Raw genomic sequence first — 16,839 nt, 5'->3', positions numbered from 1 at the left:
AGACGGCAGGAATGCATAGCGCGGGCCGCCCGCCGTAGACGCCTGATTGCTCAGGGCCTCTACATCGACGAAATGGAGTCAGTGCTATGAAAGCATGGTCACTCGAAGAACTGGCGCTGCTGTGGCGACACTCAAACGCTGAGGTCGCAGCAATGACCGGGCGCAGCATCAAAGAGGTTGGAGATCGTCGCCTGCAGGCAAATCTGGAGCGCAACGGGTGGGATAAGCATAACCCCGAAGCGGTGACTAAGTGGGAGGCGGCATGACCGATTTTGGAGGATCGACGACGCCACAAGATGAAAAGGACTGCTGGCAGACACCGCTGTGGGTATTCGATGCACTGGATATGGAGTTTGGTTTCTGGCTGGACGCCGCCTCCAGTGAGCGTAACGCACTGTGCGCTAATTTCCTAACCGAGCGGGATGATTCTCTGAGTCGAGAATGGAACTCGTACGGCGCAATCTGGTGTAACCCGCCCTATTCCGATATCTCGCCATGGGTAGAGAAAGCCGCTGAGCAATGCATGGCGCAGAGACAGCCTGTCGTGATGCTTCTCCCCGCCGACATATCTACCGGATGGTTCAGCGCGGCAATGCAGACAGCTGACGAATTACGGCTCATCACCGACGGGCGCATTCAGTTTGTTCCGGTAACGGATGGCGGCAAGCGCAAAAGCAATCCAAAGGGGTCAGTTCTATTTATCTGGCGTCCGTTCACCAAACCGCGACACATCATCACATCTGTTTCGCTGGCAGAACTGAGGCGGATCGGAGCAAGGGAGGTAGCATGAAGATTTACATAGCCGGGCCGATGAGCGGCCTACCTAATTTTAACCGTGCCGCTTTTAACCATGCGCATTTTCATCTCTGGTCGAAAGGCCATATTGTTCTGAATCCCGCCCGTCTACCAGATGGATTAACCCAGGCCGAGTACATGGACATCTGCCTATCAATGCTTCGCTGTGCTGATGCTATCTACATGCTTGAAGGCTGGGAGCACTCCGCTGGTGCCCGAGCGGAGAATGCCCTGGCCGAGAAGCTGGAAATGGAAATTATCTTCCAGGAAGAGGAGAGTGCGGCATGAACAGAGCCTCACCCGTTGATTTGAGGAAGAGCCTCGAAATCGCCAACAACCTCGCACACATCGGGATCCGCTTTGTGCCGATCCCGGTGGCGACAGAAGAAGAATTCCAGAAACTGGCCGCCGAGCTATCGCGACGGCTTGAGCACATGGCAGTCGAAGCCGAGAAGAATGAAGGCGGTGCAGCATGAAAGCACTAATCACCAGGTCGCTATCGCGGCCTTTTTTATTGCTGGCGTTCACCTTCAACCGAATTAACCGACAGTTCCGGGAGCATTGACCATGGCCGATATCATCGATACCGCAGCAGAGATTGAAGAGCTTCAGCGTAACGCTGCCCTTTCCGCTCACCGAGTAAACCGCAACGCTGTATCAGCTGAGCGTTGTGAAGAATGCGATGAACAAATCCCCGAGCCGCGACGCGCTGCCGTTCCGGGCTGCCAGACGTGCGCCAGTTGCCAGGAAGAGATCGAATTGAGGAATAAGCAGAGGGGTATCCAGTGAAAGAGCGCGGAATGATTTTTAATGAGTATCAGGTGCGCGCCTTGCTTGATGGCAGCATGACGCAGGTTCGGCGCCCTATCAAATGGCGTCAGACTCGGGCTACTGAAATTGCAGAGCGCGACGACGGAAGCATGTGGCCATGGAGCGAAGATGCGGAGCACGTGTGCGATTACTGGCATCCATGTCCATTTGGTGCAGTTGGCGATGCGATTTATGTCAGAGAGTCATTTTCACGGCTCGACGCATTTAACTTCTTTGATCCAGCAGTTCCTCAAGAAGTCCCGGACTTCTGGTATTGGGCCGATGGTGAGCCAGAATGGGGAGAATGGACACGTCCACAATCTGGCGCAGTAATGCCTCGCGCCGCCAGCCGAATCACCCTAGAGATAACCGGCATCCGAGTCGAGAAACTTCAGACAGCTAATGAATCACACTTGCTGAATGACCTTGGCGACATGCTTGAACACTGCGAAACCGTAGCTGGACGAGCCTTCAACCATGCCGAGCATTATGCGATCGCTGGCGTTCCGGTAGGGCTGTGTCCAGAAATGCACGGCTTTAAAGCGTGGTGGGATAAGGCCAATGGCGAAGGTAGCTTCGACTCCAACCCCTGGGTCTGGGTAATCGAATTTAAGGTGGTGCCCAATGTTCAGGATAATCCAGCCTAATACCTGGTACGCCGACCTCCACGGCGCGCCCTGCAAAATCCTCCGCGCTACCCACGAAATGATCCACTACATCCGCAACGGTCGCACCTGCATCGCCAGCATGGGCCGCTTTCAACATGAATTCGAGCCGCTGACCAAAGCACAGGCCACGCGGATCGCCGAAGAAATCGAAACAGCAGAACACCTGAAGAAGCTGCGTGCCCAGCGCGCGGCATGAGGAGAGAGCGTGAAACCTTACGAATCGAAGAAATCGCAGTTCACCAGAAACCTGATCCGGCGGCGCCACGCTGAATGGTCAGAAAAAACCTTCGGCAATGTCGGCCCCATCGGACCTCTGAAGCACCTTTCGAAAGAGGCGCTGGAAGCTGCAGCCGATCCTGGCGACCTCAGTGAATGGGCTGATATGCAGTTCCTGCTGTGGGACGCGCAGCGGCGCGCCGGTATCACCGATGAGCAAATCACTGCGGCGCTGGAAGAAAAGCTAAAGGTGAATATGGCGCGCCAGTGGCCGGAGCCGAAAGACGGCGAGCCGCGACTTCATATAAAACCATGACGCAACTGATAGCCAGTTATGAGCTGGCTATTGGGTGCGAATGCACTGCAACGTAATCCCTTTTGCCCGGCCCCGCGCCGGGTTCTTTTTTGCCTGGAGACACCAATGAGCGACACCAGCCTGATTCCTGAAAAAGAAGTGATGAACAAGCTTGGGGTTTCATCACGCCAGACAATCTGGAACTACACCAACCGGCACGGGTTTCCGAAGCCAGTCAGGACCCACCCAAAAGCGTACCTGCGGGAAGCTGTTGATGGATGGATCCTCAATGGCGGCGTTAACCAGAAATGTTCCTGATGTGCCAGAACAGCTTATCAGCGTGAAGCTCATACGCTTTGCGCTGAGCCTCTATCCAGTCGTGTTTGTTGTACACGGCCATTACCCCGCCAAGTTCATGTCCGAGCATCCTCTCAGTCACATGGGGCTCGACATCCATTTCAGACAGCCTTGTTACCAGCGTCCTCCTGAAATCGTGGGTTCGCCAGTATCCAAGGTCCATCCCTCCCCTTATTCGATTTACGAACCGGTTAGCGGCAGCGATGCTGATCGGTTCGTTTATATCTTCCCCGGGGAAAAGCACATCATTGTAAGTTGTCATGGCCTTTTCGAGGAAAGGCATAATCTGTTCGAAGATGGGCCGCCGGATGACGTTGCCCATTTTGCTGTGCTCTTTTGGCACAGTCCAGACGTTGTCTAGCAGGTCAAATTCGGTCTTGGTTGCCAGCCTGAGCTCTGAGAGCCTCGCCCCCCACAGCATCAGCATCTGGTGAAGAAGCTTGTTTGAGGTAGACGCCCGGCTTCTTTCAATAGCCATCCAAATCTGAGCCAGCTCGTTATATGACAAAACGCGGTCGCCCACAGCAGCACGGGAGCCAAAGTCTCTTGGCTGGATGCTCATAATTGCGCAGCTATCTATCACCTGACGCCGCATGCACCAGCTTATCGCCGATCTAAGCTGGCTGAGCACCTGACGCGCGCGGCGGGGATTATCCCTTTCCTCTTCGGTGAGGAGATCAACCCATTGCTTAACGGTGATTGAGGATGCTGGCCTGTTTGGGAATGCATCATGCATCCGCTTCATAACCGTTGAGCGGTATAGTGCCTGGGTCTTTTCCCTGAGTGTTGTAGAGACGTAATTTTCGAACCAGTAGTCGAGGCACTGAGCGACCGTCAGGGAGTTCTGCGTTTTCTCTTCAAAGTAGGAGCGCGGATCTGTGCCGGAGAAATAAAGGTTTCGTAAATCAGACGTGATCTGCCTGGCATCCTTTAACGACACCGACGGGTAGCGGCCAATTCCAAGACGATGAGGTTTACCATGCCAGCGATACCGGTACTGGAACTGGATGACCCCCTTTGGAGAAATGCGCACGCTGAGGCCATCAGCATCAGCCACTTCTTGTGGGCCCGAATATGGTTTACCATGAATGGTACGCAGTTTTGTGTCGCTGATAGCCATAAATAATATTTGGTACGCTCAGAAATAGTGGTTTGGTACACTTCTGGTACGCAATATCACATGGACATCTAGATACAGTAAACAACTATATTTAACGTTCGTGGACAAACTCAGGTGAGAAAATGGTTGTTTTTCGAGTGATAACAGGCAGTTAATTAACTATTGTGGACAATCTTAAACAATGGCAGACACAGATAATCAACCTACCTTCCTCTTCCACGACTACGAAACCTTTGGCACTCACCCGGCGCTGGACCGACCGGCGCAGTTTGCCGCCATCCGTACCGACGACGAATTCAACATTATTGGCGAGCCCGAGGTCTTTTACTGCAAACCGGCTGATGACTACCTGCCGCAGCCCGGCGCGGTCATGGTTACCGGCATCACCCCGCAGGAAGCGCGGGAGAAAGGCGTTAACGAGGCAGAGTTCGCCCGACGCATTCACGATCTCTTTACCGTTCCCAATACCTGCGTGGTTGGTTACAACAACATCCGCTTCGATGACGAAGTGACGCGCAATATCTTCTATCGCAACTTCTACGATCCCTATGCCTGGAGCTGGCAGAACCGCAATTCACGCTGGGATTTGCTCGACATCATGCGCGCCTGCTACGCCCTGCGTCCTGAAGGCATTAACTGGCCGGAAAATGAGGAAGGGCTGACCAGCTTCCGGCTGGAACACCTGACGCGCGCCAACGGTATCGAGCACAGCAACGCCCACGACGCGATGGCGGACGTCTATGCCACCATTGCCATGGCGAAGCTGGTGAAAAGCGCACAGCCCCGGTTGTTCGAGTATCTGCTGAGCCACCGCAGTAAACAGAAATTGATCACGCTGATTGATGTACCGCAGATGAAGCCGCTGGTGCATATTTCCGGCATGTTTGGCGCATGGCGCGGCAATACCAGCTGGGTTGCGCCGCTGGCGTGGCATCCGGACAACCGTAATGCGGTCATCATGGTGGACCTGGCGGGCGATATTTCACCCCTGCTGGAGCTCGACAGCGATACCCTGCGCGAACGTTTGTACACGCCAAAAAATGAACTCGGCGATCTGCCCGCGGTGCCGGTCAAACTGGTGCACATAAATAAATGTCCGGTACTCGCTCAGGCGAACACGCTGCGCCCGGAAGATGCAGACAGGCTGGGCATCAACCGTCAGCACTGCCTCGATAACCTGAAAGTGCTGCGCGAAAACCCGCAGGTGCGCGAGAAATTGGTTGCTATCTTTGCCGAGGCGGAGCCATTCGTGCCGTCTGAAAACGTGGATGCCCAGCTCTATAACGGCTTCTTCAGCGATGCCGATCGCGCGGCCATGAATATCGTTCTGCAAACCGAGCCGCGTAACTTACCGGCGCTTGATATCACCTTCGCCGATAAGCGCATCGAAAAGCTGATGTTTAATTACCGCGCGCGTAACTACCCCGGCACGCTGGATGAAGCCGAGCAGGAACGCTGGCTGCAGCACCGTCGCAACGTATTTACGCCAGAGTATCTGCACAGCTACGCTCAGGAGCTGGAAATGCTTTATGGCCAGTATGAAGGGAATGCTGAGAAACAGGCACTGTTGAAATCCCTGTTCCAGTACGCGCAAGAGATAGTCTGAAAGTCAGAAATAAAAAAACCGAAGGCGATGGTCTCCGGTTTTTTTTTGCCCTGCGGCGCTGCGCTTACGCGGGCTTACGGGTTATGTAGGTCGGGTAAGGCGTAACCGCCACCCGACACAGTCTTACGCGACGTCTTCGTACTGCGGAACCGGGTTACGGAAGCTCTTCGTAACGCAGGCCAAGTAAATCAGGCCGATACCCGCCCAAATCAGGCCAAGCACCATCGAGCTCTCTTCCAGGTTAACCCACAGCGCGCCCACGGTCAGGGCACCGCACATCGGCAGGAACAGATACTGGAAGTGATCTTTCAGCGTTTTGTTACGCTTTTCACGGATCCAGAACTGAGAGATAACCGACAGGTTAACAAAGGTGAACGCCACCAGCGCACCAAAGTTAATCAGCGCCGTAGCCATCACCAGATCAAAGTTAATTGCCAGAAGCGCAATCGCACCGACCAGGATGATGTTCATCGCCGGGGTACGCCAGGTTGGATGCACGTAGCCGAAGAAGCTTTTCGGGAATACGCCATCGCGGCCCATTACGTACATCAGACGCGCAACGCCTGCATGCGCGGCCATACCGGACGCCAGTACGGTGATGGTGGAGAAGATCAGCGCACCAACCTGGAACGCTTTACCCGCCACATAGAGCATGATTTCTGGCTGAGACGCATCCGGATCCTTGAAGCGGGAGATATCCGGGAAGTACAGCTGCAGGAAATAGGTCGAGAAAATAAAGATCAGACCGCCAATCAGCGCCGTCAGGAAGATTGCGCGAGGGATCACGCGCTCTGCATCCTTCGTTTCCTCGGACAGGTTGCTGATGCCGTCAAAACCGGTAAAGGAGAAGCACAGAATGGTTGCCCCGGTAATCATCGGGATCACATGCGCATCACCAGACCAGAACGGTTTGCTGCTCGCCAGGGTGCCCGCGCCTTCGCCGTGGAACACGCCATAGATCACCATGCCAAGAATAACGGCAATCAGGACAACCTGAAGCACAACGATAACGGAGTTAAAGTTGGCAACAGACTTAATGCTACGCAGGTTGAAGGCCGTCATAAAGGCCACCAGCGCCACGACGAACATCCAGGATGGAATCGATGGCACCAGCGCTTCAAAATAGATTTTTGCCAGCAGAATGTTGATCATCGGCGCGAACAGATAGTCGAGCAGCGAAGACCAGCCCACCATAAAGCCAACCGTCGGGCTGATGGATTTCTGTGCATAGGTGTAGGCGGAACCGGCAGACGGATAGCGGCGAACCAGCTTACCGTAGCTCAGCGCGGTAAAGAGGATCGCAATCAGCGCGAAGCCGTAAGCCGTCGGCACATGACCGTCTGTGAGGCCTGATACGATACCGAATGTATCGAACAGCGTCATCGGTTGCATATAGGCCAGGCCCATCATAACAACCGGAATCAACGTAAGCGTTTTACGTAATTCCACGCGAGAGGTGTTTGGAGTTGCGTTATGCGACATAGTTATTCTCCTTTAAGGTGATAACCGCCACGTAAGCGAAAAATTGCCCCATTTGTTTCTTCCTCAGCGACAACAACTGTCGGATTTTAGTAAATATCTATCCGGTACGAAGCCCGGCCTCTTGGTTTTTAGTTTCGTTTCGTACATGCAAAAAAAAATAACCGACGCCTTTTATATCGTCGATTATTCATTTGGTTGCAGCGGCGGCATTTTGCCCCACATCGGATACAAAAGGCAATACTTTGCAACGCAGCGGGTAATTTTCTTTTTGCTAACTGGCTGATTTCTCGACGCTGCCCTGAGCATAAACAGCGGCGATAGCACTATTTGCTAAAATTTCGTCGCGCCACCAGGCACTGGCCAGCCCGGCGGTCTGTTCATTCCAGCCCACCCACACCGACTCATGGCTGTTTTGAGCAAGTACCTGTTTTTCAACAAGCGCACCGCTGTCAATAAACCGCTGCGCCAGATAGCGGGGCAAATAGCCGCAGCCCAGGCCGCTTATTTGTAGCTCCAGCTTGGTTTTAAAGTCGAAAACGGTGATGGCCTCCTGCTCATCAAGCAGCTGCGAGGAGGCCGAACATTCCGGACGAGAGCTGTCCCCCACCACAATCGCGCGGTAGCCTTTAATCATACGACGGTTAAGAGGCTCTGGTTCCTGAGCCAGGGGATGATGGGGCGCCACGGCAAATACCTGCTCCAGCACGCCGAGCCGGGCAAAACCAAAATCGCTCAGCTGGGGAGGCTCATGGAGTGCACCGACAAAAATATCCGCCCTGCCCTGGGTTAAAGCATCCCAGGAGCCACCCAGCACGCCATTTATAAAGATAAGACGGGTCACGCTGTGGTGTTGATAAAAAGCTTCAATCAGCGGCGTCAGGAGAGAAAATGGAAAGGTATCATCCACGCCAATAACCAGCTCGTTTTCCCATCCCTGATGGAGCTTAACAGCCTGTTTTTCCAGCTCGCGAACGGTATGCAGAACTTCGCGGCCTTTTTCCAGCAGCATCTGTCCGGTTCGGGTAAAACGTGCGCGGTGCCCGGAGCGATCGAGGATCTGAATATTGAGATCGCTTTCCAGTTTTTGAACGGTATAGCTCAACGCAGACGGGGTTTTGTAGAGCTTTGCCGACGCAGCGGCAAAGCTCCCCTCTTTTTCCAGTGCATCCAGAATAATAAGAACATCCAGCAGCGGTTTCATGCTCGCCCCCTTCTGGTGTGCGATCGTCTCCGCTGCTGGTCTTATTCCATGGGCATCACCAGCGGATCGGGATACTGATACTCAAACCCCAGCTCATGACAAATGCGATTGCCATCAACAATTTTGCCTTTGCTGTCATCTTTTGCCTCACTAAAGACCGGCGGAGCCAGGCCAAGCTGACGTGCCATCAGCGGGTAAAAGGTGCTGCGCGCTGGATGAGACGGTGCACATATATTATAGATGTGTCCGCCTTTCGGAGCCTGTAAGAGTAACTCAATCGCGCCAATAACATCCTCAAGATGGACAAGATTCACGCCGTGCTGGCCGTCTGGCGCCGTCTTTCCGGCAAAAAAGCGTCCCGGATGGCGTCCAGGCCCCACCAATCCTGCCAGACGCACGATATCAACCTGCGTGCCTGGAAGATTATGCAACCAGTCTTCCAGCTCTTTCAGGACCTGACCGCTCGCCGTAACGGGACGTCGCTCGGAGCTCTCTTTTACCACACCTTCAGCATCGCCATAGACCGACGTCGAGCTGGTGAAAACAATGCGCGGTACGTGATGCGCCAGCGCGCTGTCGACAATCTCCTGCATCGCCTGCAGATAAAATGATTCGCCCGGGCCGCTGCGCCGCGCGGGTAGCGTAATGACCAGCGCATCGACGTTCATCAGCGTGTCCAGATCGTCCGCATCACACACCAGTTCCGGCTCCAGACGCAGTTCAACGCCATCAATACCGCACATGCGCGCCGCTTCGACCCCATCTCGGGTGGTCTTACTCCCGGTCACCTGCCAGCCTTTCGCGGCTAATGACATCGCCAGCGGCATTCCCAGCCATCCTAAACCGACAATCGCGACCTTTTTCATGCGAATTCTCCTGACTCTTACTCGTCTTTCATAAGGCTACGCCAGCCCGGCAGAACACACAATTCATAGCATCAATATGAAATGAATTAATGATCAAAAAAAGCCCTTGCAATATGTCGCACAACTGGTTTAGGTTAAAAGACATCAAATGAATAAGCATTCATCGAGAATTTATATGACACGCGTTCAATTTAAACACCACCATCATCACCATCATCCTGACTAGTCTTTCAGGCGATGTGTGCTGGAAGACGTTTGGATCTTCCAGTGGTGCATGAACGCATGAAAAAGCCTCCGGAAGATCTTCTTCCGGGGGCTTTTTTTTGGACCGAATTCAGACAGGTTAAAACAGGTTAACGAGGAATAAAGAATGTTAGATAACTCACGTTTACGCATAGCTATTCAAAAATCAGGCCGTTTGAGTGACGATTCACGCGAACTGCTGGCCCGCTGCGGGATTAAAATTAACCTGCACACCCAGCGCCTGATTGCTCTGGCTGAAAACATGCCCATCGACATTCTGCGCGTGCGTGATGACGATATTCCCGGCCTGGTCATGGATGGCGTCGTTGACCTCGGCATCATCGGGGAAAACGTGCTGGAAGAAGAGCTGCTGACCCGCCGCGCGCAGGGCGAAGACCCGCGTTACTTCACCCTGCGTCGTCTGGACTTCGGCGGCTGCCGCCTGTCGCTGGCAACGCCGGTTGATGAAGCCTGGGACGGCCCGGCCGCGCTGAACGGCAAACGTATTGCCACCTCCTACCCTCACCTGTTAAAGCGTTATCTGGATCAGAAAGGCGTGCAGTTTAAATCCTGCCTGCTGAACGGCTCCGTTGAAGTGGCGCCGCGTGCGGGTCTGGCGGACGCCATCTGTGACCTGGTCTCTACCGGCGCGACGCTGGAAGCGAACGGCCTGCGCGAAGTGGAAGTGATCTACCGCTCCAAAGCGTGCCTGATTCAGCGCGACGGCGAGATGGCCGACGCCAAGCAACAGCTGATCGACAAACTGCTGACCCGTATTCAGGGCGTCATTCAGGCGCGTGAATCCAAGTACATCATGATGCACGCCCCAACCGAGCGCCTGGATGAAGTGATTGCCCTGCTGCCGGGCGCTGAGCGCCCAACCATCCTGCCGCTGGCGGGCGATCAGCAGCGCGTGGCGATGCACATGGTGAGCAGCGAAACCCTGTTCTGGGAAACCATGGAAAAACTGAAGGCGCTGGGCGCAAGCTCCATCCTGGTGCTGCCGATTGAGAAGATGATGGAGTAATGGCCATGAGCTTTAACACAATCATCGACTGGAATACCTGTAGCGACGCACGGCAGCGCGAGCTGCTGATGCGCCCGGCGATTTCCGCCTCTGAAAGCATCTCGCGCACCGTGGCTGAGATCCTGGATAACGTCAAAGCCCGTGGCGATGACGCGCTGCGTGAATACAGCGCGAAGTTTGATAAGACGGAAGTCGGCGCATTACAGGTTACCGATCAGGAAATCACTGATGCCAGCAATCGTCTGGGTGACGACATCAAGCAGGCAATGGCTGTTGCGGTGAAAAACATTGATACCTTCCATACCGCGCAGAAGCTGCAGACCGTAGATGTCGAAACCCTGCCCGGCGTGCGTTGCCAGCAGGTAACGCGCCCGGTTGCGTCCGTCGGCCTCTATATTCCCGGCGGCTCTGCGCCGCTTTTCTCCACCGTACTGATGCTGGCGACTCCCGCGCGGATTGCCGGGTGTCAGAAAGTGGTGCTGTGCTCGCCGCCACCGATTGCCGACGAGATCCTCTACGCGGCGAAGCTGTGCGGCGTGCAGGCGGTCTATAAAGTGGGTGGCGCGCAGGCGATTTCTGCCCTGGCGTTCGGCACGGAATCCATTCCGAAGGTCGACAAAATCTTTGGTCCGGGCAATGCGTATGTTACCGAAGCCAAGCGCCAGGTCAGCCAGCGTCTGGACGGCGCGGCCATCGATATGCCTGCCGGCCCGTCTGAGGTGCTGGTGATTGCCGACAGCGGCGCAACGCCGGATTTCGTGGCATCCGACCTGCTTTCACAGGCGGAACACGGCCCGGACTCGCAGGTCATCCTGCTGACGCCGGACGCCAACATGGCAAAACGCGTGGGCGAAGCCGTTGAGCGTCAGCTTGCCGACTTGCCCCGCGCCGAAACGGCACGCCAGGCGTTAGCGGCCAGCCGCCTGATTGTGGCGCGCGATATGGAGCAGTGCATTGCCATTTCTAACCAGTACGGCCCGGAGCACCTGATTATTCAGACCCGCAACGCGCGCGATCTGGTCGACAGCATTACCAGCGCGGGCTCGGTGTTCCTCGGCGACTGGTCACCGGAGTCAGCGGGCGATTACGCCTCCGGCACCAACCACGTGCTGCCAACGTACGGCTACACCTCAACCTGTTCCAGCCTCGGCCTGGCGGATTTCCAGAAGCGCATGACCGTGCAGGAACTCTCCCGCGAAGGGTTTGCCTCACTGGCCTCGACCATTGAAACCCTTGCTGCCGCCGAGCGCCTGACCGCCCACAAAAATGCCGTTACGCTGCGCGTTGCAGCCCTGAAGGAGCAAGCATGAACATTGAAGAATTAGCCCGCGAAAATGTCCGTCGCCTGACGCCCTATCAGTCTGCGCGTCGTCTGGGCGGAAAAGGGGATGTCTGGCTGAACGCTAACGAATTCCCGACTGCGGTGCAGTTCGAGCTGTCGCAGCAAACGCTGAACCGCTATCCGGAGTGTCAGCCGAAGGCGGTTATTGAAAACTACGCGCAGTACGCGGGCGTGAAGCCAGAGCAGGTGCTGGTCAGCCGCGGCGCGGATGAGGGCATTGAACTGCTGATCCGCGCCTTCTGCGAGCCGGGCAAAGACGCGGTAATGTACTGTCAACCTACCTACGGCATGTACAGCGTCAGCGCGGAAACCTTCGGCGTGGCGTGCCGCAACGTGCAGGCGCTGGAGAACTGGCAGCTGGATCTGCAGGGCATTGCCGACAATCTCGACGGCGTGAAGGTCGTCTTCGTCTGCAGCCCAAACAACCCGACCGGGCAGATTATTAACCCGCAGGATATCCGCACCCTGCTGGAGATGACCCGTGGTAAAGCGCTGGTGGTGGCCGACGAGGCCTACATCGAGTTCTGCCCGCAGGCGACGCTGACGGGCTGGCTGGAAGAGTATCCGCATCTCGTTGTGCTGCGCACGTTGTCAAAAGCCTTCGCCCTCGCGGGCCTGCGCTGCGGGTTTACGCTGGCGAATAAAGAGGTCATCGACCTGCTGCTGAAGGTGATCGCCCCGTACCCGCTCTCAACGCCGGTTGCCGATATTGCGGCACAGGCGCTGACGCCTCAGGGGATCAACGCGATGCGCGAGCGCGTGGCGCAAATCCTGGAGGAACGTCAGTATCTGGTGACTGCCCTGAAGGATATTCCGTGCGTGGAGCAGGTGTTCGACTCGGAAACCAACTACATCCTGGTACGCTTCACCGCATCGAGTGCCGTATTTAAATCTTTATGGGATCAGGGCATTATCTTACGAGACCAGAATAAACAACCTTCCCTGAGCGGATGCCTGCGCATTACCGTCGGCACCCGCGCAGAGAGCCAGCGCGTAATTGACGCCCTGAAAGCGGAGAAAGTATGACCCAGAAGATCCTTTTCATCGATCGTGACGGCACCCTTATTTCGGAGCCTCCAGCCGATTTTCAGGTCGATCGATTCGACAAGCTGGCCTTTGAACCGGACGTGATCCCGGTGCTGCTCAAGCTGCAAAAAGCCGGATACAGGCTGGTGATGATCACCAATCAGGATGGTCTGGGTACCGACAGCTTCCCGCAGGCAGACTTTGACGGCCCGCATAATTTAATGATGCAGGTGCTGACCTCTCAGGGCGTGGTATTTGATGAGGTGCTGATTTGCCCGCACATGCCGGCCGACGAGTGCGACTGCCGTAAGCCAAAGGTGAAGCTGGTTGAGCGCTACCTGGCTGAAGATGCGCTGGATAAAACCAACAGCTATGTTATCGGCGATCGCATAACCGATATTACGCTGGCGGAAAACATGGGCATCGCGGGACTGCGATATGACCGCAACAACCTGAACTGGACGATGATTGGTGAGCAGCTGACAAAACGCGACCGCTACTCGCACGTTGAACGTAACACCAAAGAGACGCAGATTGATGTGAAGGTCTGGCTGGACCGCGAAGGCGGCAGCAAGATCCATACTGGCGTAGGTTTCTTCGACCACATGCTCGACCAGATTGCCACCCACGGCGGTTTCCGCATGGAAATTACGGTAAAAGGCGATCTCTACATCGACGATCACCACACCGTGGAAGATACCGGCCTGGCGCTGGGTGAAGCACTGAAGCTTGCGCTCGGTGATAAACGCGGCATTAACCGTTTTGGCTTTGTCCTGCCGATGGACGAGTGTCTGGCGCGCTGCGCCATGGACATCTCCGGTCGCCCGCACCTGGAATATAAAGCAGACTTCAATTACCAGCGCGTGGGCGATCTGAGCACCGAAATGGTGGAGCACTTCTTCCGTTCATTGTCTTATACCATGGGCCTGACGCTGCACCTGAAGACCAAAGGTAAGAACGACCACCACCGCGTGGAGAGTCTCTTCAAAGCCTTTGGTCGTACCCTGCGCCAGGCAATTCGCGTGGAAGGTGACGCCCTGCCTTCATCGAAAGGAGTACTGTAATGAATGTGGTGATTCTGGATACCGGATGCGCCAACCTGAACTCCGTAAAATCGGCCATTGCGCGCCACGGCTACGAGCCGGTGGTGAGCCGTGACCCGGACGTGGTGCTGCGAGCCGACAAACTCTTTTTACCGGGCGTAGGTACCGCGCAGGCTGCAATGGATCAGATTCGCGAACGCGATCTGATCGATCTGATCAAGGCCTGTACCCAGCCGGTGCTGGGCATATGCCTGGGCATGCAGATCCTGGGCCGCCGCAGCGAAGAGAATAACGGCGTTGACCTGTTGGGCATTATTGACGAAGACGTGCCGAAAATGACTGACCACGGTCTGCCTCTGCCGCATATGGGCTGGAACCGCGTTTACGCCAAAGCGGGCGACAGGCTGTTTCGCGGCATCGAAGACGGCGCGTATTTTTACTTCGTGCACAGCTACGCCATGCCGGTGAACGTGAATACGATCGCCCAGTGCACTTACGGCGAGGCGTTTACGGCAGCCGTACAGAAAGACAATTTCTTCGGCGTGCAGTTTCACCCGGAGCGCTCTGGCGCCGCGGGCGCGCAGCTGCTGAAAAACTTCCTGGAGATGTGATGATTATTCCCGCGTTAGATTTAATTGATGGTACGGTTGTCCGTCTGCATCAGGGTGATTACGGGCAGCAGCGAGACTACGGAAACGATCCGCTGCCGCGTCTGCAGGATTATGCCGCCCAGGGTGCGCAGGTACTGCATCTTGTGGATTTGACGGGCGCGAAAGACCCGGCGAAACGCCAGATCCCGCTGCTTAAACAACTTGTTGCGGGTGTTGATGTGCCGGTACAGGTTGGCGGCGGTGTGCGTACGGAAGATGACGTCGCGGCGCTGCTGGACGCTGGCGTGGCCCGCGTGGTGGTAGGTTCGACCGCCGTGAAAGATCCTGAGACGGTGAAGGGCTGGTTCCGCCGCTTTGGCGCCGACGCCCTTGTACTGGCGCTGGACGTGCGTATTGACGAACAGGGCAACAAGCAGGTGGCCGTCAGCGGCTGGCAGGAAAACTCCGGCGTGACGCTGGAAGAGCTGGTTGATATCTATCTGCCCGTTGGCCTGAAGCACGTGTTATGCACTGACATCTCCCGCGACGGCACGCTGGCTGGCTCCAACGTCTCGCTTTATGAAGAGGTTTGTGCGCGTTATCCGCAGATAGCGTTCCAGTCTTCCGGCGGTATCGGTGATATAGGCGACGTAGCCGCGCTGCGCGGTACCGGTGTGCAGGGTGTGATTGTGGGCCGGGCTTTGCTGGAAGGTAAATTTACTGTGACGGAGGCGATTCAATGCTGGCAAAACGGATAATCCCTTGCCTGGACGTACGTGACGGCCAGGTCGTGAAAGGCGTGCAGTTCCGCAACCACGAGATCATTGGCGACATCGTTCCGCTGGCAAAACGCTATGCTGATGAAGGCGCAGACGAGCTGGTGTTCTACGATATTACCGCGTCCAGCGATGGCCGCGTGGTTGACAAAAGCTGGGTGGAACGCGTGGCGGAAGTGATCGACATTCCGTTCTGCGTGGCGGGCGGAATTAAGTCCGCTGACGACGCCGCCAAAATCCTCTCGTTTGGCGCCGACAAGATTTCCATCAACTCCCCTGCCCTGGCCGACCCGGAGCTGATCACCCGCCTTGCCGATCGTTTTGGCGTGCAGTGTATTGTGGTTGGGATCGACACCTGGTATGACGCCGCAACGGGCAAGTATCACGTCAACCAGTACACGGGGGATGAAAGCCGCACGCGCGTGACGCAGTGGGAAACGCTCGACTGGGTGCAGGAAGTGCAGAAGCGTGGCGCTGGCGAGATTGTCCTCAACATGATGAATCAGGATGGCGTGCGTAACGGGTATGACCTCGAACAGCTGAAAAAAGTTCGTGAGGTCTGCCACGTTCCGCTGATTGCCTCCGGCGGCGCGGGCACCATGGAACATTTCCTGGAAGCCTTCCGCGATGCGAACGTGGACGGCGCGCTGGCCGCTTCCGTGTTCCACAAGCAGATTATTAATATTGGTGAGTTAAAAACGTACCTGGCCGACCAGGGCGTGGAGATCAGGGTATGTTAACAGAGCAACAACAGGCGCAGCTGGACTGGGAAAAAACGGACGGATTACTGCCGGTGGTTGTCCAGCATGCCGTCTCAGGCGAAGTGCTGATGCTGGGGTATATGAACCAGGACGCGCTGGCGAAAACGCTCGCCAGCGGCAAAGTGACCTTCTACTCCCGCACGAAACAGCGCCTGTGGACCAAAGGCGAGACCTCGGGTCATTTCCTGAATGCAGTGAGCATTACGCCAGACTGCGATAACGACACCCTGCTGGTGCTGGCAAACCCAATCGGCCCAACCTGCCATAAGGGCACAAGCAGCTGCTTCGGCGAGGCGAGCCACCAGTGGTTGTTCCTGTATAAACTGGAAAAGCTGCTGGCAGAGCGTAAAACGGCTGACCCTGAAAGTTCGTATACCGCAAAGCTGTACGCCAGCGGAACCAAGCGTATTGCGCAGAAGGTAGGTGAAGAAGGCGTTGAAACCGCGCTGGCCGCGACGGTGCATGACCGCGAGGAGCTGACGAATGAAGCGTCGGACCTGATGTATCACCTGCTGGTGCTGCTGCAGGATCAGGAGCTGGATTTGACGGCGGTGATAGAAAATCTTCGCAAACGGCACAAATAAAAAAAACCGGGGAATATCCCCGGTTTTTTTT

23 protein-coding genes, 2 pseudogenes and 1 other annotated feature are annotated in these 16,839 nt (G+C 55.8%); of the genes and pseudogenes, 20 read left to right on the top strand and 5 right to left on the bottom strand.

Features of this window, described 5'->3' with window-relative positions:
* The 10 genes and pseudogenes from ACWYRJ_RS03795 to ACWYRJ_RS03750 all read left to right on the top strand — a co-directional run.
* Window positions 1-90, top strand: a pseudogene (locus tag ACWYRJ_RS03795) (regulator); the annotation flags it as partial.
* Complete coding sequence (locus tag ACWYRJ_RS03790; protein WP_455507446.1) at window positions 87-266, top strand: hypothetical protein; 180 nt, start codon at window positions 87-89, stop codon at window positions 264-266. The pseudogene ACWYRJ_RS03795 and the gene ACWYRJ_RS03790, both read left to right, overlap by 4 nt.
* Complete coding sequence (locus tag ACWYRJ_RS03785; protein WP_047357430.1) at window positions 263-790, top strand: phage N-6-adenine-methyltransferase; 528 nt, start codon at window positions 263-265, stop codon at window positions 788-790. Before ACWYRJ_RS03790 ends, ACWYRJ_RS03785 begins: the two co-directional genes overlap by 4 nt.
* On the top strand, window positions 787-1,083 hold the full coding sequence (locus ACWYRJ_RS03780; RefSeq protein ID WP_455507445.1) for a DUF4406 domain-containing protein: 297 nt from the start codon (window positions 787-789) through the stop codon (window positions 1,081-1,083). The genes ACWYRJ_RS03785 and ACWYRJ_RS03780 overlap by 4 nt, the downstream gene beginning before the upstream one ends.
* Window positions 1,080-1,271 (top strand): DUF1382 family protein, encoded by a 192-nt coding sequence (locus ACWYRJ_RS03775; RefSeq protein ID WP_455507444.1) that lies wholly within the window; start codon window positions 1,080-1,082, stop codon window positions 1,269-1,271. The genes ACWYRJ_RS03780 and ACWYRJ_RS03775 overlap by 4 nt, the downstream gene beginning before the upstream one ends.
* A gap of 91 nt (window positions 1,272-1,362) precedes the next feature.
* Window positions 1,363-1,584 (top strand): TraR/DksA family transcriptional regulator, encoded by a 222-nt coding sequence (locus tag ACWYRJ_RS03770; RefSeq protein ID WP_455507443.1) that lies wholly within the window; start codon window positions 1,363-1,365, stop codon window positions 1,582-1,584.
* Window positions 1,581-2,252: a hypothetical protein gene (locus tag ACWYRJ_RS03765; protein WP_455507442.1), complete on the top strand. Its 672-nt coding sequence runs from the start codon at window positions 1,581-1,583 to the stop codon at window positions 2,250-2,252. Before ACWYRJ_RS03770 ends, ACWYRJ_RS03765 begins: the two co-directional genes overlap by 4 nt.
* On the top strand, window positions 2,230-2,469 hold the full coding sequence (locus ACWYRJ_RS03760) for a DUF4222 domain-containing protein (protein WP_455507441.1): 240 nt from the start codon (window positions 2,230-2,232) through the stop codon (window positions 2,467-2,469). Before ACWYRJ_RS03765 ends, ACWYRJ_RS03760 begins: the two co-directional genes overlap by 23 nt.
* A 57-nt stretch (window positions 2,470-2,526) precedes the next feature.
* Window positions 2,527-2,799, top strand: a pseudogene (locus ACWYRJ_RS03755) (DUF550 domain-containing protein); the annotation flags it as partial.
* A 111-nt stretch (window positions 2,800-2,910) separates the two neighbouring features.
* Complete coding sequence (locus ACWYRJ_RS03750) at window positions 2,911-3,102, top strand: helix-turn-helix transcriptional regulator (RefSeq protein ID WP_045346713.1); 192 nt, start codon at window positions 2,911-2,913, stop codon at window positions 3,100-3,102.
* Here ACWYRJ_RS03750 and ACWYRJ_RS03745 read toward each other — a convergent pair.
* Window positions 3,083-4,261 (bottom strand): tyrosine-type recombinase/integrase, encoded by a 1,179-nt coding sequence (locus ACWYRJ_RS03745; protein WP_249576373.1) that lies wholly within the window; start codon window positions 4,259-4,261, stop codon window positions 3,083-3,085. The genes ACWYRJ_RS03750 and ACWYRJ_RS03745 overlap by 20 nt on opposite strands.
* Before the next feature lie 181 nt (window positions 4,262-4,442).
* On the opposite strand from ACWYRJ_RS03745, the gene sbcB reads away from it, so the two are divergent.
* A complete protein-coding gene (sbcB, locus tag ACWYRJ_RS03740; protein ID WP_455507440.1) occupies window positions 4,443-5,867 on the top strand; it encodes an exodeoxyribonuclease I in 1,425 nt (474 codons plus the stop codon).
* A 123-nt stretch (window positions 5,868-5,990) separates the two neighbouring features.
* Here the strand turns inward: sbcB and plaP are convergent, their stop codons facing one another.
* The 4 genes from plaP to ACWYRJ_RS03720 form a co-directional block, all read right to left on the bottom strand.
* Window positions 5,991-7,349, bottom strand: coding sequence for a putrescine/proton symporter PlaP (gene plaP, locus ACWYRJ_RS03735; RefSeq protein WP_023312362.1), 1,359 nt, complete (start codon window positions 7,347-7,349; stop codon window positions 5,991-5,993).
* A complete protein-coding gene (gene yoeI / locus ACWYRJ_RS03730) occupies window positions 7,339-7,401 on the bottom strand; it encodes a membrane protein YoeI (protein WP_111966150.1) in 63 nt (20 codons plus the stop codon). The genes plaP and yoeI overlap by 11 nt, the downstream gene beginning before the upstream one ends.
* Window positions 7,402-7,620: 219 nt before the next feature.
* Window positions 7,621-8,550, bottom strand: coding sequence for a LysR substrate-binding domain-containing protein (locus ACWYRJ_RS03725; protein WP_111966142.1), 930 nt, complete (start codon window positions 8,548-8,550; stop codon window positions 7,621-7,623).
* A gap of 41 nt (window positions 8,551-8,591) precedes the next feature.
* Window positions 8,592-9,416 carry an SDR family oxidoreductase gene (locus ACWYRJ_RS03720; protein ID WP_111966141.1) on the bottom strand — a complete coding sequence of 275 codons (825 nt, stop codon included), beginning with the start codon at window positions 9,414-9,416 and terminating at the stop codon, window positions 8,592-8,594.
* 175 nt (window positions 9,417-9,591) lie between these two features.
* On the opposite strand from ACWYRJ_RS03720, the gene hisL reads away from it, so the two are divergent.
* The 9 genes from hisL to hisIE all read left to right on the top strand — a co-directional run bounded on the left by hisL (window position 9,592) and on the right by hisIE (window position 16,808).
* Window positions 9,592-9,642: a his operon leader peptide gene (hisL, locus tag ACWYRJ_RS03715; protein WP_001364200.1), complete on the top strand. Its 51-nt coding sequence runs from the start codon at window positions 9,592-9,594 to the stop codon at window positions 9,640-9,642.
* Window positions 9,618-9,741 (top strand) — a sequence feature (His leader region). (Overlaps the previous gene by 25 nt.)
* 45 nt (window positions 9,742-9,786) lie before the next feature.
* The gene (gene hisG, locus ACWYRJ_RS03710) at window positions 9,787-10,686 is read left to right on the top strand and encodes an ATP phosphoribosyltransferase (protein ID WP_000886595.1); all 900 of its coding nucleotides are present in this window, start codon (window positions 9,787-9,789) and stop codon (window positions 10,684-10,686) included.
* A 5-nt stretch (window positions 10,687-10,691) separates the two neighbouring features.
* The gene (hisD, locus tag ACWYRJ_RS03705; RefSeq protein ID WP_455507439.1) at window positions 10,692-11,996 is read left to right on the top strand and encodes a histidinol dehydrogenase; all 1,305 of its coding nucleotides are present in this window, start codon (window positions 10,692-10,694) and stop codon (window positions 11,994-11,996) included.
* Window positions 11,993-13,054, top strand: a complete 1,062-nt coding sequence (gene hisC / locus ACWYRJ_RS03700; protein WP_111966140.1) for a histidinol-phosphate transaminase — start codon at window positions 11,993-11,995, stop codon at window positions 13,052-13,054. The genes hisD and hisC overlap by 4 nt, the downstream gene beginning before the upstream one ends.
* Window positions 13,051-14,118, top strand: a complete 1,068-nt coding sequence (gene hisB / locus ACWYRJ_RS03695; protein ID WP_127731588.1) for a bifunctional histidinol-phosphatase/imidazoleglycerol-phosphate dehydratase HisB — start codon at window positions 13,051-13,053, stop codon at window positions 14,116-14,118. Before hisC ends, hisB begins: the two co-directional genes overlap by 4 nt.
* Window positions 14,118-14,708 carry an imidazole glycerol phosphate synthase subunit HisH gene (gene hisH / locus ACWYRJ_RS03690; RefSeq protein WP_127731590.1) on the top strand — a complete coding sequence of 197 codons (591 nt, stop codon included), beginning with the start codon at window positions 14,118-14,120 and terminating at the stop codon, window positions 14,706-14,708. Before hisB ends, hisH begins: the two co-directional genes overlap by 1 nt.
* The gene (gene hisA, locus ACWYRJ_RS03685) at window positions 14,708-15,445 is read left to right on the top strand and encodes a 1-(5-phosphoribosyl)-5-[(5-phosphoribosylamino)methylideneamino]imidazole-4-carboxamide isomerase (RefSeq protein WP_111966137.1); all 738 of its coding nucleotides are present in this window, start codon (window positions 14,708-14,710) and stop codon (window positions 15,443-15,445) included. The genes hisH and hisA overlap by 1 nt, the downstream gene beginning before the upstream one ends.
* Complete coding sequence (hisF, locus tag ACWYRJ_RS03680) at window positions 15,427-16,203, top strand: imidazole glycerol phosphate synthase subunit HisF (protein ID WP_111966136.1); 777 nt, start codon at window positions 15,427-15,429, stop codon at window positions 16,201-16,203. The genes hisA and hisF overlap by 19 nt, the downstream gene beginning before the upstream one ends.
* Window positions 16,197-16,808, top strand: coding sequence for a bifunctional phosphoribosyl-AMP cyclohydrolase/phosphoribosyl-ATP diphosphatase HisIE (gene hisIE / locus ACWYRJ_RS03675; protein ID WP_133294760.1), 612 nt, complete (start codon window positions 16,197-16,199; stop codon window positions 16,806-16,808). Before hisF ends, hisIE begins: the two co-directional genes overlap by 7 nt.
* Window positions 16,809-16,839: the final 31 nt, after the last annotated feature.

The sequence above is a fragment of the Enterobacter sp. genome (assembly GCF_977039595.1).
The sequence above is the reverse complement of the archived record's forward strand: the minus strand, read 5'-3'. Positions and strand labels throughout refer to the sequence as shown.

Excerpts from the sequence above, each read along its gene's own strand:
- hisA (WP_111966137.1), top strand. The coding sequence starts at position 14,708 with ATGATTATTCCCGCGTTAGATTTAATTGATGGTACGGTTGTCCGTCTG.
- ACWYRJ_RS03780 (WP_455507445.1), top strand. The coding sequence starts at position 787 with ATGAAGATTTACATAGCCGGGCCGATGAGCGGCCTACCTAATTTTAAC.
- ACWYRJ_RS03750 (WP_045346713.1), top strand. The coding sequence starts at position 2,911 with ATGAGCGACACCAGCCTGATTCCTGAAAAAGAAGTGATGAACAAGCTT.
- ACWYRJ_RS03790 (WP_455507446.1), top strand. The coding sequence starts at position 87 with ATGAAAGCATGGTCACTCGAAGAACTGGCGCTGCTGTGGCGACACTCA.
- hisD (WP_455507439.1), top strand. The coding sequence starts at position 10,692 with ATGAGCTTTAACACAATCATCGACTGGAATACCTGTAGCGACGCACGG.
- hisB (WP_127731588.1), top strand. The coding sequence starts at position 13,051 with ATGACCCAGAAGATCCTTTTCATCGATCGTGACGGCACCCTTATTTCG.
- hisIE (WP_133294760.1), top strand. The coding sequence starts at position 16,197 with ATGTTAACAGAGCAACAACAGGCGCAGCTGGACTGGGAAAAAACGGAC.
- hisG (WP_000886595.1), top strand. The coding sequence starts at position 9,787 with ATGTTAGATAACTCACGTTTACGCATAGCTATTCAAAAATCAGGCCGT.
- hisC (WP_111966140.1), top strand. The coding sequence starts at position 11,993 with ATGAACATTGAAGAATTAGCCCGCGAAAATGTCCGTCGCCTGACGCCC.
- ACWYRJ_RS03720 (WP_111966141.1), bottom strand. The coding sequence starts at position 9,416 with ATGAAAAAGGTCGCGATTGTCGGTTTAGGATGGCTGGGAATGCCGCTG.
- sbcB (WP_455507440.1), top strand. The coding sequence starts at position 4,443 with ATGGCAGACACAGATAATCAACCTACCTTCCTCTTCCACGACTACGAA.
- plaP (WP_023312362.1), bottom strand. The coding sequence starts at position 7,349 with ATGTCGCATAACGCAACTCCAAACACCTCTCGCGTGGAATTACGTAAA.
- hisH (WP_127731590.1), top strand. The coding sequence starts at position 14,118 with ATGAATGTGGTGATTCTGGATACCGGATGCGCCAACCTGAACTCCGTA.
- ACWYRJ_RS03770 (WP_455507443.1), top strand. The coding sequence starts at position 1,363 with ATGGCCGATATCATCGATACCGCAGCAGAGATTGAAGAGCTTCAGCGT.
- hisF (WP_111966136.1), top strand. The coding sequence starts at position 15,427 with ATGCTGGCAAAACGGATAATCCCTTGCCTGGACGTACGTGACGGCCAG.
- ACWYRJ_RS03725 (WP_111966142.1), bottom strand. The coding sequence starts at position 8,550 with ATGAAACCGCTGCTGGATGTTCTTATTATTCTGGATGCACTGGAAAAA.
- ACWYRJ_RS03785 (WP_047357430.1), top strand. The coding sequence starts at position 263 with ATGACCGATTTTGGAGGATCGACGACGCCACAAGATGAAAAGGACTGC.
- ACWYRJ_RS03775 (WP_455507444.1), top strand. The coding sequence starts at position 1,080 with ATGAACAGAGCCTCACCCGTTGATTTGAGGAAGAGCCTCGAAATCGCC.
- ACWYRJ_RS03760 (WP_455507441.1), top strand. The coding sequence starts at position 2,230 with ATGTTCAGGATAATCCAGCCTAATACCTGGTACGCCGACCTCCACGGC.
- ACWYRJ_RS03745 (WP_249576373.1), bottom strand. The coding sequence starts at position 4,261 with ATGGCTATCAGCGACACAAAACTGCGTACCATTCATGGTAAACCATAT.